Genomic DNA, 14,661 nt, shown 5'->3' with positions numbered 1-14,661 from the left:
TTTATTTATTTTTTTGCTGTAAAAATAAGCACAAAAGGAGCTCATAAATAATGAATTAAGTTATTGTATTTTAAAAATAAAATAAAAATGATCGGGGAAAGGTGCATCAAATGAGGTCAAAATATAAAAAATTGACTTCATCAGGCGGCTCTTTGTCATATAATTGTCATAATTTAATTTAAGAATACAGAGGATTTTATTATCCTCTTACCGTCTGCATGAATTCTAATCTACCCCCTGTTTCGGATTCAAAACTTGCGGCAAACCTGCAAGCAAAATCGACGAATGTACACGTCCCAACACCGAAATTTTTTATGCCGGTGTTTCTGACGATTATTGTTGCAACACTTATTTATATTGGGTTTCAGGTTAGTGCTGATTTAGCGCATGTTCCACCTTTGAGCCTTTATTCGGTTATTCTTTTATCTACTGCACTTTTCATTGCATTGGGCTTTGAATTTGTAAACGGTTTCCACGATACTGCTAATGCAGTTGCAACGGTCATTTATACAAATGCATTGCCTGCACCAGTTGCAGTCATGTGGGCTGGTTTTTGTAATTTTCTTGGGGTAATGGTCGCAAGTGGTGCTGTTGCTTATGGCATTATTGCATTGCTTCCTGTTGAACTTATCATGAACATGGGTAGCGGTGCTGGCTTTGCAATGGTTTTTGCATTGTTAATCGCTGCAATTCTTTGGAACCTTGGTACTTGGTTCTTAGGAATCCCAGCTTCTAGCTCTCACACCTTGATTGGTTCAATCTTGGGTGTGGGTATTATGAACCATCTATTGAGTGCATCGACTGGCGTAACGACCAGTGGTGTAGATATGGATCAGGTGATTAAAGTAGGTAAGGCATTATTATTTTCACCTTTAATTGGTTTTGCTTTTGCAGCAATCTTATTCTTGTTGGTTAAAACTATTTTCAAACGCCAATTAGAATTATTCCAGCCACCTGAAGGTAATAAGCCACCACCAGCAATCATTCGTGCAATTTTAATCTTTACCTGTACAGGTGTAAGTTTTGCACACGGTTCAAATGACGGCCAAAAAGGTATGGGTCTCATCATGCTCATTTTGGTTGGTTTAGTACCGTTAGCTTATTCAATAAATAAAAACCTAGATACACAACAGGTTCAATCATTCCACCAACTTTCTTCTCAAACTGCTGTTTTGTTAAACCATAATCAGCAAGAATTGACTGATGAAAAAGCGCGTGAAGTTTTAACTAAATATATTCAAACCAAGCAACAGACACCTGAAGTTGTACCTGCATTGGCAAGTATGACTGATCATTTAGGTGCTCGTGTTTCTAGCTATAGCGACTTAAAAGATATTCCTGAAGCTGCGATTAGTGAAATTCGTAATGATATGTATTTAAGCACAACCACGTTTAAACGTTTGGACAAAGCAGATGCTTTACCAAAAATGGATGATTCACAGAAAAAGCTTGTGAAAGATTATCGCGGTAGCTTGGATTCATTCTTACAGTACATTCCAAACTGGGTGAAAGTTGCGGTTGCATTAGCACTTGGTCTTGGCACTATGGTTGGTTGGAAACGTATTGTGGTGACTGTAGGTGAGCGTATTGGTAAGAACCATATGACTTATGGTCAAGGTATGTCTGCTGAGCTTATTGCAATGAGTACTATTGCAGCAGCAGATGGTTTAGGTATGCCAGTTTCAACTACTCATGTTTTAAACAGTGCTGTTGCGGGTACCATGGTTGCAAATAAATCAGGTCTAAACTTTAATACCATTAAGACAATTTTGTCAGCTTGGATATTTACTTTACCTGCGACCATCTGTTTGTCAGGTGGTTTATATTGGTTGTTCTTAAAGTTCATTTAAGTTGTCTGCTTAAATCTAAAAAGTCACTATTATTAGTGGCTTTTTTATTGTCACATTTAAAAAAAAGATCGCTTTTTTCAAATAAACTCAGTAAAGAATGAATGATTACTGCAAATACTTATTGCTAGGTGACTAGCTCAAAAATTGATGAAAGGATATAGGATGAAAACGGTTCAACTCGATCAACTCAAACAACAATTCCCACTCATTCAAACATTACAAGATTACCAAGAAACATTTTGGTTTAATCCGAGCCGTTATCCTTTAAAAGAAGCTCTCGCGAAAGTAGGACTTACAGAGCAAGATGTAAAAGATGCCGAAGCAAGGCTAGAACGTTTTGCACCTTACTTAGCAAAAGTATTTCCAGAAACTCAAGCACTACATGGAAAAATTGAATCAGAACTAGTTGAAATTGCAGATATGCAACAAGCCTTATCTGTAGAAAAACAACAGAAGCTTACTGGAAAGCTTTGGCTTAAAAAAGATAGTCATTTACCTATTTCGGGTTCAATTAAGGCACGTGGTGGAATTTATGAAGTCTTGGCTCATGCTGAAAAGTTAGCAATTGAGGCAGGGCTTCTCAAGTTAGATGATGATTACAGTCAACTTGACCAAGATGCATTTCGAGCATTTTTTTCCAAATATCAAATTGCAGTAGGTTCTACAGGTAATCTTGGTTTATCAATCGGTATTATGAGCGCGAAGCTCGGTTTTAGAGTGACCGTGCATATGTCTGCTGATGCAAGACAGTGGAAGAAAGATAAACTGCGTTCATTAGGTGTCAATGTTGTGGAATACGCCAGTGATTATGGTGTCGCTGTAGAGCAGGGACGTAAAGCAGCAGAACAAGATCCAAATTGTTTTTTTATTGATGATGAGAATTCGACGACTCTATTTTTAGGTTATGCAGTAGCAGGAATACGCTTAAAACAACAGTGTGAGCAAAAACAGATTAAAGTCGATGCAGAACACCCATTATTTGTTTATTTGCCATGTGGTGTCGGTGGTGGCCCTGGTGGAGTGAGTTTTGGGTTAAAACTCGCTTTTGGTGAGCATGTACATTGTATATTTGCAGAACCGACTCACTCTCCATGTATGTTACTAGGTGTTTATACAGGGCTGCATGATCAGATTTCAGTAAACGATATTGGTTTAGATAACATTACTGCTGCAGATGGATTGGCTGTTGGCCGTGCTTCTGGTTTTGTCGGCCGTGCTATGCAGCAGTTAATTGACGGTTACTACACCATTCATGATGAATGTTTATATGAGCTGATTGCGCTTTTAAATCAAACTGAGAATATCCAAGTTGAGCCCTCGGCAGCGGCAGGCATGATGGGGCCATATTATGTGCAAACTACTCCTGATTATTTGGCCTTGCATGAATTGTCAGCTGTAAAGTTACAGCATGTGACACATGTGGTATGGGCGACTGGTGGAGGTATGGTTCCACCTGATGAAATGCAAAAGTATTTAACGCATAGTCAAAACAAATAATTGTATAAAAAAGCCCAATTCTAAAATTGGGCTTTTAACTTCATTATTTTTTAGAAAATTTCTTAAATGGAAGCTTTTCGGCCGCAAAACCATAGATTGCAGCAAAAGGAAGGGCTGTACGGGCTAAATAAGCTACACGCCATAGACCGCCATGGTTGGCACCTTCCATCATCAACTCTAGAGGATGGTCAAGCACAGTTTCAGGATTTGCGACAGAAGATTCATTTCTTAAGTCATGGATCCAGAGTGCCGCCATAATGGCATTTGTGGTTTCTGGACTAAACGCTTCTACATCAAAAAGTTCCGCACCGTTAAAAGCGGCTTTAAGGAGTGGATTTTTTGTGACCGAATGAGTTGTGGTAGAAGGGGCAATATTAATACTCACGCGTTGGCCTTGATAGCGGGCAAGTGTTGCTCGCCATTGTTGAATACGTTTAGCTAATGCGTAGTTTGGCCCTTGTTCAACTACCAAGCAGTCTGCAATACCATAAGTTTTGCCATTTTCGCTGGTAATCAAGTCTTGATAAGGTGCTTGGAAAAAACGTTTGAGCGATAGTGTAGAGACACCTTTTGCAGCCATTTTTTGTAGTTGTGAACGAGATTTAAATTTCTCTTGAGCTGCCTCTGCAACTTCTTTAGGTACTGCGTAAACATCGGTTGGAGTACACATAAACATTAAGCTTGTATCAGCTTTATGTTCACTCACATATTGCATAATACTGTCCATAGCCATTGAGACGCGGACATGTTTTTCACCATCTAGATAAGCAATAGCAGCTAAATCTAATTTTTGAGGAAATTGAACTAACCACTGAGCAATTTCTGGTATTTGAGTCAGTAAATTGGCACCTAATTTATCTCTTAATTCAGAAGCTTTTGCTGTTGAGTCAACTGATTCAATTGTAGGTGCAATCAGCGTTGCGTTTCCTTGCTGAATTGTATTTAAAATTTTCCCCCAAACTCTTGGGTTCGGTAAATCAATTGCAACAATATTCGCTTTCCATTTTGCTAACCAAGGTAAAGGACCAGCTTCTGAAGCCGCACCAAACAGAACCATGGTTCGATCAGATAAATCAAACCATTCTGGATGAGCGGCAGCTTCACGTAAAGCCTTGGCATGGCTTGGTTCAATAATACCTGCATTTTCCCATTTTTGAATTTGATCAAGTAAGCTTTGCCCGCTAAGTTTTTGGCCTTTATATGGAACATACCATTCTGGTGCAGCTTCACTTTCACCTTTAAATCTAACTGTATTTAAAGGCTTAGTGGTAGGGATGTGCAAAGCATCTTTTAAAAGATAGTGTTTACCATCGCGGAAATAGTCAAAAAGATGATGAGCCTTATGTAAACCCTGTTTGGCGATAGTAATCGGGTTATTGTTATTAGAAAGCCCATGTTGAACAAGTGATTTAAAGTATCTTGGATAGTTTTTCCGCCAGTTTTTTTCAGTCAAAATCTGTTGAGCAGTTTTATTATCTACAATAGATAAAGCTTCTGACAAAATCTCTTGGCCTGTGCGAGAAGTACTTTGTTTTTTTGTTGAAGCGTGTATCGGAAATTGTAGACCTTCGTCTGGACTCTGGCTGGACATAAAATATCTCACTTGGACGGTAGTATTAATATACAGGTGTATACATTATCTATGCCAATTAAAAGAAACGAGTGGCAATAACTGACAAAATGAAAATTAAATTATTTTTGTGATGAAGGTGGTTTGAGTGAGTTTTTATGATAATTTGATCTCATTTTAACTTCATTTTTTTTCACATTTCTAGAACATTTTTATAGACTTACGTTACATAAATGATTATTTTGTATAGAGCGAATTCATCAGATCTAAGCTGAAGATAAAATGTTCAAAATGTATCAATAAAAAAGATACGATGATGAGTAAAAAACTAGACTTTTTTATTAAACGATAAGAAAAGTCAAACGGAATAAGAAAGAATTGGGGTGAAACTAGATGGAAGACAACGTAAGATTGTCTTTTAAAAATCTTGGGGATATGGTGATTTTTTTACACCATAATTTTCTAGTTTCGCCCCATCTAATTTTGGGTGAAGCCCTATACATAAGCTGTAAATCATCTTTCTAAACAGTCAGATTAATTTGCTTATAGTCTATCTAAACTTTTAACAACGACCTTTCTTGGCCTGACCTGGTGGACAAAAATCTCCTGGATGATTGTGATAAGGCGAATCCGGATCAACTACTACACTGCCAGCAGGGGTATAAACTGCACAAGCCGATAGTGATAGTGTGAAAATTGCTGCTGCACAAACTAGAAATTTTTTCATCATATTGTTCTCTCTTTTTATCATTCTCCCTTTTATTATTTACTATAGAAATTATTAGATTGTTTTTCGATCTATTTTTGGTTAAGAAATATCAACACTCCAAACTAGTTTTTTTAGCGATTAAGGCGTACGTAAAATTGTACGAAAACCTACATGAGTAGCGGCTAAATCAAAATCTTGTGGGTAGCGACTACTATTACGGTAACGTGAACAGTAATTTTCAGCACACAAAAATGAGCCTCCTTTAATCACATATTGAGTGCTGCTCATTTCTTTTTGTCTTAAATCAGAATAATTACCCATATGTTGATCATGCGCACCTTGATAGGGAGAGGATGTCCATTCCCAAACATTTCCAATCATATCGAATAGCTTAAAGCCGTTGGATTTAAAACAGCCGACAGGAGCAACACCAGTAAAATGGTCGTGATTCAAATTTTCAAAAGGGAATGTGCCTTGCCAGTAATTTGCTTGTGGATGCTGATGTTCATCGGTAGGTGCTTGGTGTAAAGGTGTGTCAGTTTTTGAGTTTGCTTTAGCGGCGTATTCCCATTCTAATTCTGTTGGTAAATCACGTCCTAGCCAAACTGCATAATGTTCAGCATCATTTTTCGTCACGTACCTTACAGGTTCATGAGGGGGAGGGAGAGCTCCATTTTTGCCATTTGGAGTTTTCCATGTATATCCTGATTTGAGTTGCCACCATTGTTGGGGATGACGTGGATCTGGAGTAAAAACAGCAGCCTGTTTTTGTTTTTCAGCATCGGTAATATAACCAGTTGCCTTTACAAAACTGGCGAATTGAGCAACAGTGACTTCAGTTTGATCAATCCAGAAACCTTTAACTTCCCGTTGTTTTTTCCCAAAGTTAAGTTCATCTGGATAAGCTTTTTCAGAACCAAAATTAAATTGTCCATCTGGTATGAATACCATACCTGCGGTTTTATTTTTAAGCCAGTTTGTAGGAAGCCCTATATAGCTTTTACACTGTTCGATAGAACCCAAAGCAGCCGATGAGGTGGCTTGCTTTGGTAAAACTGTTTTCAGGTCAGCTTTATGTTCAGACTTACTACAGCCTGTGATGAATAACAGGCTGAGTGTAGTACTTAAAAGCAGTTTTAATTTCATTTGGCGTTATATTCCTGTACGCCATTTTGCTCAGTATATTTCTGATAAACCGCTAATAGCTCTTGAACTTTTGCAGGATAAAGCTGTGCAACATTATGATTTTCACCACGATCAGTAGCAATGTTATAGAGTTCCCAAGAACCTGATCCTAATTCAGGGCGTCCTTGAAGTGCAATTTTCCATTCGCCTTGTTTAGCATATTTACTACCGTGTAATTCATCGGCAAAGCTGAAATTGGCTGGACGGATAGTTTGTGATTTATTTTCAAGTACAGACTTCCAAGAGTAACCACTTGGTGTATTAATGGTTCGGCCTTTATATTGTCCTTGAGGTACAGGAATATTGGCATAATCTAATAATGTTGGAAAAACATCGAGTACAGATGCGAAGCTATGATTAGTTTCTTCAGCTTTTTTCTGATTTGGTAATTTCACAATAGCAGGAGCTGTAGTTGCACCTTCGCCAGCTGTATCTTTCCATAAATGAAAAGGTGCCGCGCTGACTTCAGCCCAACGTGGTCCAATATAGTGGTAGGAAGTAGGGGTGCCTACGTTTGCTACAGAGTTATCAAAACCAGATTCACTGCCATACCCACCACTAATGAAACCTTCTGCACCATTGTCAGAAACAAAGAAAATTAAAGTATTTTCATAAAGATTATTTTGTTTTAGGTATTGGATAATTCGGCCTACATTTGCATCAAGATTTTCTACCATACCTGCGTAAATTTCCATTTTACGGGCTTCAAGTGCTTTCTGCTCAGCTGTTAACTCCTCCCATTTTCCATATTTTTGTGGTGCATTTTGAGTGGCGATTGGTTCTGCTGCTTCAAAGTTTGCTGGAATAATTCCAAGCTGTTTTTGGCGTGCTATACGTGCTTTTCTAATGGCGTCATAACCGACATCGTAAACGCCACGATATTTGTCACGGTATTCTGCTGGAGCCTGTATAGGCCAGTGAGGTGCTGTATAGGCAGCATAAGCAAAGAATGGCTTACCGCTATTTTTACCTGATTCTAAATAGCTCAGCAATTTATCGGTAAAATAATTGGTCGAGAAAAAGTCATCAGGTAATGCTGAAATTGGAATAATTTGCCCATCTTCGGTATAGGTTGAATTTCGTTTAAACGCGCTTGGGGCTTGTTTAAAGTGATGGTCTAAACCTTGTAATAAGGTAAATGAATGGTCAAAACCTTTGGCATGAGCATTGGTTTCAGGAGTTAGCCCCAAATGCCATTTACCACTAATATATGTCCGATAACCATTGTCTTTGAGCACCTGCGCAATTGATAAAGAGCGTTCATTTAAATAGCCTTCGTAACCTGGCTGGCCTTTTAAATGGTCTGGTGTAAGCTCTGCCATAGCACCTATGCCTGCTAGGTGATGATCAGTTCCTGAAATAAGTTGCGAGCGAGTAGGGGAACAAGTGGGTGCAGTATGATAGTCCGTTAACAGTCGACCTTCTTGCGCCAAACTATCAATATTAGGCGTATGTATTTCACCACCAAATGCTCCTAAATCTGAATAGCCTAAGTCATCGGCCATAATAAATAAAATATTGGGCTGCTTTGGAGTACTTACCGTGGTTTCTTGTGAATCATTATCGTTACAGCCAGCTAAAGATAAGCTAAATAATGCAATTGAAAGACTAGATGAAAGAGCTTTGTACTTCATTGTATCATCTGAATTATTAAAAGAATTGGCTTGAGTTTAATCAGATGGTTTTTGCAATCAAAACAAGGAATTGATCAAAGAAAATCAGAAAAATATCTGAGAATTTATCGTGATAAATAAATGAGAAAAAAAGAAAAGCCCATATCGGGCTTTTCAAAAATATTAAGTTTAAAACGGTAAGCGGGTAAGCTGATCTAAGAAATGTGGAATCACTCGCGGCTCAATCAAAATTGTTACAATTACGCCGTAAGCTACACCCCATAAATGGGCACTATGATTAATATGCGTATTGCCACGTTTACCTGCCCAAATACTATAAGCAACATAGAGAACTGCAAAAATAATAGCGGGTACTGGAATAAAAAATACAAAAATCAGTTTCCATGGCTGAAACAGGATATAGGCAAATAGAACAGCAGATACTGCCCCTGAAGCTCCAAGACTTGCCCAGTTTGCATCATTTTTATGTTGTAGATAGCTTGGTAAAATCGCAAAAATTAGCCCGCCCAAATAGAACAAGACAAAGCCCATGTCGTAGAAATATTGGCGATAAAAACTTTCAATGATGCTGCCAAAGAAAAACAGGGTAATCATATTAAAGAGTAAATGAGTACCATCTGCGTGAATAAAGCCATGTGTGATGAAGCGATCAAATTGTCCACGTTGCATCGCAGGCGGCCAAAAGATTAGGCGGTTCATAACGTTTTGATTGCTAAAAGCAAGTAAAGAGATAATGACCGTAATAATAATAAGGGTAATGGTATGGTTAAACGGCAAATGCAACATAAGAAATATTTAAAAAATGATCGATACTGAGGTCAATAATGCCATTAAAAATACAACTTGAAACCCCGTTGTGTATAAATCCGACAGATTTAGTTGATTTTTTTTAAATCCACCTCATCTTCGGTTAATATAAAGGCATCAGCTTGAGGAATATTGTTATGTCGACTGAGAACACCAACACTGCTGTTGCAGAAGAAATTCCGAACCTTTTGATTACACCATCTGCACAAGAGTATTTGCACGAATTATTGGCGAAGCAAAATACTCCGGGAATTGGCGTTCGAATTTTTGTTGAACATCCGGGTACACCACGTGCAGAGTGCTGTATGGCATATAGTGCACCAGAAGAAGTGGTGCCAACGGACTATAAACAGGACTATCCTGATTTCCCTGCATACATTGATGCGCCGTCTATTCCATATCTTTTAGACGCTGTTATTGACTACAACAAAGATCGTTTCGGTGGTCAGCTAACTTTCCGTGCACCAAACTCTAAAGTGCCGCGTGTAGGGCCAGATGCATCAATTGAAGAGCGTATTACTTATGTACTTCAAGCGGAAATTAATCCAGGTCTTGCAGGACACGGCGGTAACTGTAGCTTAGTTGAAGTGCAAGATGATCCTGAACATGGCTTAACTGCTGTATTGAAGTTCGGTGGTGGTTGCCAAGGTTGTTCTGCAATTGATGTAACCTTGAAACAAGGTGTAGAAACAACGTTAAGAGAACACATTCCTGAACTACAACGTGTGGTTGACCAAACAGACCATACGCAAGCAGAAGGTGCCTATTTCAAATAATTAAATTATTTGAAAAGTGAAATAAAAAAGCCTCGAAATGAGGTTTTTTTATTACTCAATATAAATAATGATAATTATTATCAATATCATTTGTAATTTTATTTATCTTTGTTACAATGCGAAACAGAAAATGAGAGATGTTTAATAAATCAATATATTGGGAATACTTATGTCGAAGCGTATTATCCAGTCAGTGCTTTCTGTTTCAGTACTGGCAAGTATGATGTCTATGGCTTTTGCTGCACAAAATGAGCAAGAACAAGCTGAACAAACATTAGAAAAGCCTGCTGAACCTGTGAAATTGGAAACAATTTTCGTAACAGCGGAAGAGCAAGTGAAGCAATCGCTTGGTGTATCGGTTATTACCAAAGATGATTTAGAAAAACTACCAGTTCGTAATGATATTTCTGACTATGTACGTCGTATGCCAGGTGTCAACCTGACAGGCAATAGTGCAACAGGGCAGCGTGGTAATAATAGACAAATTGATATTCGTGGAATGGGGCCTGAAAACACACTTATTTTAGTGGACGGTAAACCAATTAACTCTCGTAACTCAGTCCGTTATGGCTGGAAAGGAGAGCGTGATACACGAGGCGACTCAAACTGGGTACCAGCAGAAGCAATCGAGTCGATCGAAGTTTTACGTGGACCAGCAGCTGCGCGATATGGCTCAGGTGCTGCTGGTGGTGTAGTTAACATCATTACTAAAAAAGTAACTAATGAAACTCATGGTTCAGTAGAGTTCTATACTTCACAGCCTGAAGACTCCAAAGAAGGTTCATCAAATCGTGTTGGTTTTAATGTAAGTGGGCCATTAAATAAAGACGTTTTGTCTTATCGTTTATATGGTAATTACAATAAAACGGAAGCTGATGATGTTGATATTAATAAATCTATTGGTAGTACAGCAGCTGGCCGTGAAGGTGTTAAAAATAAAGATATTTCAGGCCGTTTAGCTTGGCAGGCAACAGACCAACAAACTGTCTTGTTCGATGTTTCTTCTAGCAAACAAGGTAATATTTATTCTGGCGACTCTCAGTTAAATGCAAACGCAGAAGCAGATGCGATTCTTTCGCAGCTCATCGGTAAAGAAACCAATACCATGTATCGTGATAGCTATGCGGTAACGCACGAGGGCGATTGGTCTTGGGGTAAGAGTAAACTCGTTGCTCAATATGATAAAACGCATAACAAACGTCTACCTGAAGGTTTAGCGGGGAGTGTAGAAGGAAAAATTAATAACCTTGATGATAAAGCCACCTCACGTTTAGAAACTCTTCGCTTTAACGGTGAGGCTAATATTCCTTTCGAATACTATATACCCCAAGTATTAACTGTAGGTACGGAATGGGTTGAAGACAGATTTAAAGATAATATCTCGACAAATCAAGGTAAAGACAGCAGTGGTTCAGGTTATGGCGATCAATTGACGAAAGGTGATCGTAGTAAAATGGAATCACGTATTGCTTCTGCATATATTGAAGATAACCTGAAAGTTACAGACAGCACAGATGTTGTATTAGGCTTACGTTTTGATGACCATAGTAAATCTGGTTCTAACTGGAGCCCAAGCTTAAATATTACCCAAAGACTTAACGATTATTTCACTTTAAAAGGTGGGGTAGCAAAAGCTTATAAAGCACCAAATATGTATCAAAATGCCGAAGGGTATTTATTAAGTACAAATGGTAATGGTTGTCCAGCCAATATTGATTCACGTTGTTTGTTACAAGGTAATGGCGACTTAAAACCTGAAACATCGGTAAACAAAGAGCTCGGTATTCAGTTTCAAAAAGATATCGTGAATGCGAGCTTAACTTGGTTCCGTAATGACTATAAAGATAAAATTGTAGCTGGTACAAATGTTGTCGGAACAGTTGATGGTTCAAGCACCAATGCAAATACAGGAGCTGTGACGAATACGAAGTGGAATATTCTGCGTTGGGAAAATACGCCTAAAGCTCTAATTCAAGGTTTTGAGGGAAGCTTAGGGTTAGACTTTGGTGATATCCGCTGGACTAACAACTTTACTTATATGATGGACTCGAAAGATAAACAAACAGGGAACCCATTATCTTTAGTACCAAACTATACGATTAACTCAATTTTTGATTATGACATTACGGATCAGTTAGATGTAAATTTTGTATTTACTCAATATGGTCGTCAAAAATCACGCCAGTTTGCAGAAAATAGACTTGAATCTGGTATAGGTTCAGGAGGTGCGAATTCTGCGCTTAAGCCAAGTACTGTAAAAAGCTATAGTATTGCTGGAATTAATGTCGGTTATAAATTTTCAGACAATATAAGTACACGCGTTGGTGTAAGTAATCTATTTGATAAACAAATTTTAAGAGACAGTAATTCTATTAGCCAAACTTATAATGAGCCAGGTCGAGCTTATTACGCTTCTTTAAAATATTCTTTCTAATCAATAAAAGTAACAAAGGCGCTTCAAGCGCCTTTGTTATTTAAAATATCTAAAGCTTTTTCAGAATAATAAAACTTCTCTAAATACACACGGGCACGGCGTCTTAAATGTCCTGTTGTAACGAGTTGTTGTAATACGGGTACAAGCAAGTCGGTGAGTTCATGCTTCACCAAACTTTCATCAATATTGAGGTCACGGAGTAGTAAGTCAAAACTACGTTCCTGATTACGGACATACCAAGTATAGATACCATCGTGGACTTGCTGTTTTAGATAATCGGTTTGACGAATGTGGTCCCAGATTTCATGCCCTAGACCTACAGTTTTTGTTAAATCTTGAACTTCTACATAATTTTTTAAAACAGAAAGTGGCATAGTTTTAACTTTGTGCCAAACATTTGCCTGAAAATGATAGAGCTTATCATTGTCAAAATGTTGGTTTAAAACGCGCTCACTCATTTGGCTAAGTTTTAAAATATTCTTTTGCAAATAATGGTTAATGGTATCGTCCAGATTAGAATCGGTCACTGTTTCTAATACTGATTTACCCATTTTCATGAAGCGTCCTACACCTGGCACGCGTTTTGACATTGATTCATCTAAATAATCATGCATTGTTTGTTGAATCAACTGAGTCAAAAGAGCTGAAAAAGCTGGATTATTTACAATTGTTTTAATCAGTTTTTTACGATGCTCTTCTTTACTTGCAACATACTGTGCAATGCGGTCAATCGTTAAAACAGGAATAACATCTTCAACTGTTGCCGTCTCATTTGCAGGATGAATCAGGGCGAAGCGGATATGCTCTGCAATTTGTTCGATCAGAAAATCAGAAGCGGGGGTATCTAAAATCTGCTTTTGAATGAGATGTTGAATCTGTTCAAAAGTCCAAAGGTGTTGTAATTGCCGACTCCCCAACCAATGGTAAAACTGTTCAAACTCTTGTTGAATCACCTGAGCCTGAACAAATTGCTCATCTAAAAAAACTAGATGAGCTTCAATAAGTTTTTCAATAATTGGTTGGGTAGACATAAGGTCTCACAAGTCCGGAGTTTTATTTAAGGTGTTGCCGTTTTTACTGACTGATTCGATTCTACTTTAAGTAAAAATGGTACGTATTGTTGAATGACCAGTTGTTCAGCTTCCAAAATCGGCATATGACCTACATTTTCTAAAATAACTGGCGGTTGTGCATTTTTTAAAAGTCGTTTGAGTTCACTCGCCACTTCTACATTAATAATCTTATCTTGTTTGCCCCATAAAATAAGTGTAGGCGCGTCGATCGTTTTGGTAAGTACAGCAAATGAATCTGGAGTATAGACTTTATTGAGTGCAATTAGTTGGTCGACTAGTTTTTGTGTTTGAGGTGCCTGATTAATCATCAATTTTTCTTGAGCTTGTAAGAATTCTTTAGGAATAAACGGAGGATTAAACATGGTTTGTTTTAACAAATAGTTAAAGTCACCTTTTTTAGAGACTAACAGTTGTTTTAGATAGGTAGGGTCTTTGAGATAAATTGTGTTGGCAGAACGGAAAATACCACCGCTATCAACTAAAAATAGACTTTTAGTTTCAAATGGATATTGTCCCGCATAAAGTAGGGCAATTGAGCCGCCAAGTGAGTGCCCTGCAATATGAATAGGCCCCTTCAAATTTGCAGCTTCAACAAAGCGGCGTAATTTTTCAGCAAGGTTCGGAACCGAATAATCGAAGTCTTGCGTAACGATAGTTTCGCCACTACCTGGTAAGTCTGGAATAATCACGTGGTAATTCGTAGTTAAGTAATGCGCCATGCGATTCCAATTATCGCGGCTGCCACCTAAACCATGAATAAGTAACAAGGTCGGTTTTGTGGTTGAACCACCTTCACTATATGACCAAGTAATATCACCTACTTTTAATTTTTTACTTTGCAGTCCGGCCCAGCTACGTTCTTGCTGTAATATTGTTTGAAAACTGACATCAATATTATCGGCTGCCTGCGTTTGAGAAATACTAGTTACTGACAACAAACTACAAGCTAGAATCAATGCAGTAGCAGTTTTTTTCATAGAGGCTTTAATTGGAGCGGACAGCCTTATCATACATTTCATCCTTGAAGCTTAAACGAGTTTGAAAAATTATTGAAAAACTTTGCCAATGAGTCATTTGCCAAACGTTTGGAATGAAGAAAATTATAGTCAATCTATAAACTAAAGTA

General features: G+C 38.0%; 11 protein-coding genes. 4 read left to right on the top strand and 7 right to left on the bottom strand.

Features of this window, described 5'->3' with window-relative positions:
- The first annotated feature begins 218 nt into the window (after positions 1–218).
- Both J576_RS05580 and dsdA read left to right on the top strand, forming a co-directional pair.
- Positions 219–1,850, top strand: a complete 1,632-nt coding sequence (locus J576_RS05580) for an inorganic phosphate transporter (RefSeq protein WP_004710095.1) — start codon at positions 219–221, stop codon at positions 1,848–1,850.
- A 162-nt stretch (positions 1,851–2,012) separates the two neighbouring features.
- On the top strand, positions 2,013–3,347 hold the full coding sequence (gene dsdA / locus J576_RS05575) for a D-serine ammonia-lyase (RefSeq protein ID WP_002054299.1): 1,335 nt from the start codon (positions 2,013–2,015) through the stop codon (positions 3,345–3,347).
- Positions 3,348–3,390: 43 nt separating this feature from the next.
- Here the strand turns inward: dsdA and J576_RS05570 are convergent, their stop codons facing one another.
- From J576_RS05570 to J576_RS05550, 5 genes are all read right to left on the bottom strand, one after another.
- On the bottom strand, positions 3,391–4,938 hold the full coding sequence (locus tag J576_RS05570; protein WP_002054429.1) for a hypothetical protein: 1,548 nt from the start codon (positions 4,936–4,938) through the stop codon (positions 3,391–3,393).
- A 541-nt stretch (positions 4,939–5,479) separates the two neighbouring features.
- On the bottom strand, positions 5,480–5,644 hold the full coding sequence (locus tag J576_RS19580; RefSeq protein WP_004710089.1) for a hypothetical protein: 165 nt from the start codon (positions 5,642–5,644) through the stop codon (positions 5,480–5,482).
- Positions 5,645–5,764: 120 nt separating this feature from the next.
- A complete protein-coding gene (locus J576_RS05560) occupies positions 5,765–6,772 on the bottom strand; it encodes a formylglycine-generating enzyme family protein (RefSeq protein ID WP_002054443.1) in 1,008 nt (335 codons plus the stop codon).
- Positions 6,769–8,445: an arylsulfatase gene (locus tag J576_RS05555; RefSeq protein ID WP_033855526.1), complete on the bottom strand. Its 1,677-nt coding sequence runs from the start codon at positions 8,443–8,445 to the stop codon at positions 6,769–6,771. Before J576_RS05555 ends, J576_RS05560 begins: the two co-directional genes overlap by 4 nt.
- 168 nt (positions 8,446–8,613) lie before the next feature.
- Positions 8,614–9,231 carry a rhomboid family intramembrane serine protease gene (locus J576_RS05550; protein ID WP_002054421.1) on the bottom strand — a complete coding sequence of 206 codons (618 nt, stop codon included), beginning with the start codon at positions 9,229–9,231 and terminating at the stop codon, positions 8,614–8,616.
- A 158-nt stretch (positions 9,232–9,389) separates the two neighbouring features.
- Here J576_RS05550 and nfuA point away from each other — a divergent pair, with 158 nt between their 5' ends.
- Together nfuA and J576_RS05540 are read left to right on the top strand one after the other, a co-directional pair.
- Complete coding sequence (nfuA, locus tag J576_RS05545) at positions 9,390–10,028, top strand: Fe-S biogenesis protein NfuA (RefSeq protein ID WP_002054458.1); 639 nt, start codon at positions 9,390–9,392, stop codon at positions 10,026–10,028.
- A 169-nt stretch (positions 10,029–10,197) separates the two neighbouring features.
- On the top strand, positions 10,198–12,462 hold the full coding sequence (locus J576_RS05540; protein ID WP_002054449.1) for a TonB-dependent siderophore receptor: 2,265 nt from the start codon (positions 10,198–10,200) through the stop codon (positions 12,460–12,462).
- Positions 12,463–12,485: 23 nt separating this feature from the next.
- Here J576_RS05540 and J576_RS05535 read toward each other — a convergent pair whose 3' ends face one another.
- A complete protein-coding gene (locus J576_RS05535) occupies positions 12,486–13,493 on the bottom strand; it encodes a hypothetical protein (protein WP_002054478.1) in 1,008 nt (335 codons plus the stop codon).
- 26 nt (positions 13,494–13,519) lie between these two features.
- Positions 13,520–14,545: an alpha/beta fold hydrolase gene (locus tag J576_RS05530; RefSeq protein WP_002054425.1), complete on the bottom strand. Its 1,026-nt coding sequence runs from the start codon at positions 14,543–14,545 to the stop codon at positions 13,520–13,522.
- Positions 14,546–14,661: the final 116 nt, after the last annotated feature.

The sequence above is a fragment of the Acinetobacter sp. 766875 genome (assembly GCF_000582055.1).
GTDB classification, from domain to species: domain Bacteria; phylum Pseudomonadota; class Gammaproteobacteria; order Pseudomonadales; family Moraxellaceae; genus Acinetobacter; species Acinetobacter nosocomialis.
Note: the sequence above shows the minus strand (reverse complement) of the source record. Positions and strands in the feature narration are given on the sequence as shown.

Bases quoted from the DNA above. Each gene is read 5' to 3' on its own strand.
- J576_RS05580 (WP_004710095.1), top strand. From the start codon at position 219: ATGAATTCTAATCTACCCCCTGTTTCGGATTCAAAACTTGCGGCAAAC.
- dsdA (WP_002054299.1), top strand. From the start codon at position 2,013: ATGAAAACGGTTCAACTCGATCAACTCAAACAACAATTCCCACTCATT.
- J576_RS05540 (WP_002054449.1), top strand. From the start codon at position 10,198: ATGTCGAAGCGTATTATCCAGTCAGTGCTTTCTGTTTCAGTACTGGCA.
- J576_RS05555 (WP_033855526.1), bottom strand. From the start codon at position 8,445: ATGAAGTACAAAGCTCTTTCATCTAGTCTTTCAATTGCATTATTTAGC.
- J576_RS05560 (WP_002054443.1), bottom strand. From the start codon at position 6,772: ATGAAATTAAAACTGCTTTTAAGTACTACACTCAGCCTGTTATTCATC.
- J576_RS05570 (WP_002054429.1), bottom strand. From the start codon at position 4,938: ATGTCCAGCCAGAGTCCAGACGAAGGTCTACAATTTCCGATACACGCT.
- J576_RS05550 (WP_002054421.1), bottom strand. From the start codon at position 9,231: ATGTTGCATTTGCCGTTTAACCATACCATTACCCTTATTATTATTACG.
- nfuA (WP_002054458.1), top strand. From the start codon at position 9,390: ATGTCGACTGAGAACACCAACACTGCTGTTGCAGAAGAAATTCCGAAC.
- J576_RS05535 (WP_002054478.1), bottom strand. From the start codon at position 13,493: ATGTCTACCCAACCAATTATTGAAAAACTTATTGAAGCTCATCTAGTT.
- J576_RS19580 (WP_004710089.1), bottom strand. From the start codon at position 5,644: ATGAAAAAATTTCTAGTTTGTGCAGCAGCAATTTTCACACTATCACTA.
- J576_RS05530 (WP_002054425.1), bottom strand. From the start codon at position 14,545: ATGATAAGGCTGTCCGCTCCAATTAAAGCCTCTATGAAAAAAACTGCT.